General features: G+C 60.5%; 3 protein-coding genes. 2 read left to right on the top strand and 1 reads right to left on the bottom strand.

From position 1 onward, the window contains the following. Positions 1-736: lyase family protein (locus DBR24_RS09025; protein ID WP_256591355.1), on the top strand; the 736-nt coding region annotated here is incomplete at its 5' end. Positions 737-840: 104 nt separating this feature from the next. On the opposite strand, the gene DBR24_RS09020 is transcribed toward DBR24_RS09025, so the two are convergent. Beyond that, entirely contained in the window at positions 841-1800 is a 960-nt protein-coding gene (locus DBR24_RS09020) for a DMT family transporter (RefSeq protein ID WP_128614548.1), read from the bottom strand. A gap of 211 nt (positions 1801-2011) precedes the next feature. Between DBR24_RS09020 and DBR24_RS09015 the strand changes: the two genes are divergently transcribed. After that, positions 2012-2215, top strand: a complete 204-nt coding sequence (locus DBR24_RS09015; RefSeq protein WP_128614547.1) for a DUF6316 family protein — start codon at positions 2012-2014, stop codon at positions 2213-2215. Positions 2216-2324: the final 109 nt, after the last annotated feature.

Raw genomic sequence — 2324 nt, 5'->3', positions numbered from 1 at the left:
GTGTGAACTGGCGCAGGGCGGCACGGCGGTCGGTACCGGGTTGAATTCGCCACACGGCTTCGGCGAGGCGATTGCCGCAGAGCTCGCCGCGCTGTCCGGCCTGCCCTTCGTCACCGCACCGAACAAATTCGCGGCACTGGCCGGCCATGAACCGCTGACCAACCTGTCGGGCGCGCTGAAAACCCTCGCCGTCGCGCTGATGAAAATCGCCAACGACCTGCGTCTTCTCGGTTCCGGCCCACGCGCAGGGTTTGCCGAAGTGAAGCTGCCGGCGAACGAGCCGGGCAGCTCGATCATGCCGGGCAAGGTCAATCCGACCCAGTGCGAAGCGCTGTCGATGCTGGCGTGTCAGGTGTTGGGCAATGACGTGACGATCGGCATCGCCGCGAGCCAGGGTCACTTGCAGTTAAATGTGTTCAAACCGGTGATCATCCATAACGTGCTGCAATCGATCCGCTTGCTCGCCGATGGTTGCAGCAACTTCCAGCAGCACTGCATCGCCGGGCTTGAGCCGGATGCCGACGTCATGGCCAGACACCTGGAGCGCGGGCTGATGCTGGTGACGGCGCTGAACCCGCACATCGGTTACGACAAGTCGGCGGAAATCGCCAAGAAGGCTTACAGCGAAGGCCTGACCTTGCGTGAGGCGGCGCTGCAACTGGGGTATCTGAGCGATGAACAGTTCGATGCCTGGGTGCGGCCGGAGAACATGATCGAGGCTGGCGCCAAGGGCTGAGATTTGTAGCGTTGCTTAATAAGTCATCGCGAGCAGGCTCACTGCTCCAGGGGGGATGCGTTCCCCATGCAGGAGTGAGCCTGCTCGCGATGGCCCTGACGCGGTTAGCCTGCTGCCATCTTCATCCGCCGCGCCTTGAGCCCGGCAATCAACGACGGCCCCAACGCCACCAGCGCCGAGCCCAGCACCACCAGCACCGCCCCGCCATAGCCCAGACCATTGATCTGCTCGGCATGCACATACTCCGGCCACATCCACGCCGCCAGCGCCACCGCACCAAAGGTTACCAATGGCGTGATCGCCAGCGTGGCACTGACCCGCGACGCTTCCCAATGCGCCAGCGCCTCGGCAAATGCGCCATAGGCAATCAGCGTGTTCATGCAGCACGCCAGCAGCAGCCAGCCCTGCAACGGGCTCAGCGCCAGCGCCTCCAGCGGATGCACCCAGGGTGTCAGCAACAGCGCGCAGAACAGGTAGATCACCATCATCACCTGCAACGAATTCCACACCGTCAGCAACTGCTTCTGACCCAGCGCATAGAAGGTCCAGACCGTCGAGGCCGACAGCACCAGCAACACGCCGGCGGTGTAGTCCGACAATGAGGTGAGCAATTCAGCCAGACGTTGATTGAAGAACAGCACAAACCCGATCAGCAGCACCGCCAGCCCGATCCCCTGGCCAATGCTGAAACGCTCCTTGAACACAAACAGGCTGGCGATCAGCAACATGATCGGGCCCATCTGCACCACCAGTTGCGCGGTGCCGGGGCTGAGCAGATTCAGGCCCATCAGGTACAGCACATAATTGCCCACCAACCCGAGCACCGCCATCAGCACCAGCCAACCGCCTCTGGGCCCCAGCACTTTACGGCTCGGCAGACGCTTGACCGAGGCCAGATAAATGAACAGGCAGCCGCCCGAGACCATCAGGCGAAACCAGGTCACCGTGATCGGGTCCATCACCTGCAATACCTGCTTGAGTTTGATCGGCAAAATGCCCCACAAAAACGCTGTCAGCAGCGCCAGGCACAGACCGTAAACCCAGCGACCGGATGAAATGTGCATGCGAACCCCAATGCCTGCTGACAAGAGCGGTCATTCTAGGCCCGCATGCAGGCGCAACACAGGGACAGTTCAGGCCAGGCCGCGAATGAAACTGTGCAGGTCGCAGCATTAAATTGACGGATTGCCGTTGATCGTCTGGCCAGGCGCGCCAAGTGCTTCAGGCATAAGCTCATGGGATGCATTCACTGACTTCTTACCAAGGAGGCCGATCATGTACGGCATGCGCGCTCAGGACAGCGCCCCCGCGACGCATTTTCGCAGTGAGCGGTTGTGTCGGGTCAATGGCGAGCTGTTCTTCAGCACTCGGGAAAATACCCTGGAGGGGCCGTTTGCCAGTGCGCAAAAGGCTGAGCTGGAAATAAAGGCGTATATCGCGCGGATGCAGGTTGTGGATTCCAATCGGTCACCGGGTTGATTCAATCGCGAGCAAGCTCACTCCTAAAGGGAACATATTCCAAAATGTAGGCGTGAGCCTGCTCGCGATAGCAATCTATCAGCCAACAACTTTCTTCATGATTCAGCGC

It is taken from the genome of Pseudomonas sp. HMWF006, assembly GCF_003061205.1.
Taxonomy (GTDB): domain Bacteria; phylum Pseudomonadota; class Gammaproteobacteria; order Pseudomonadales; family Pseudomonadaceae; genus Aquipseudomonas; species Aquipseudomonas monsensis.
Note: the sequence above shows the minus strand (reverse complement) of the source record. Positions and strands in the feature narration are given on the sequence as shown.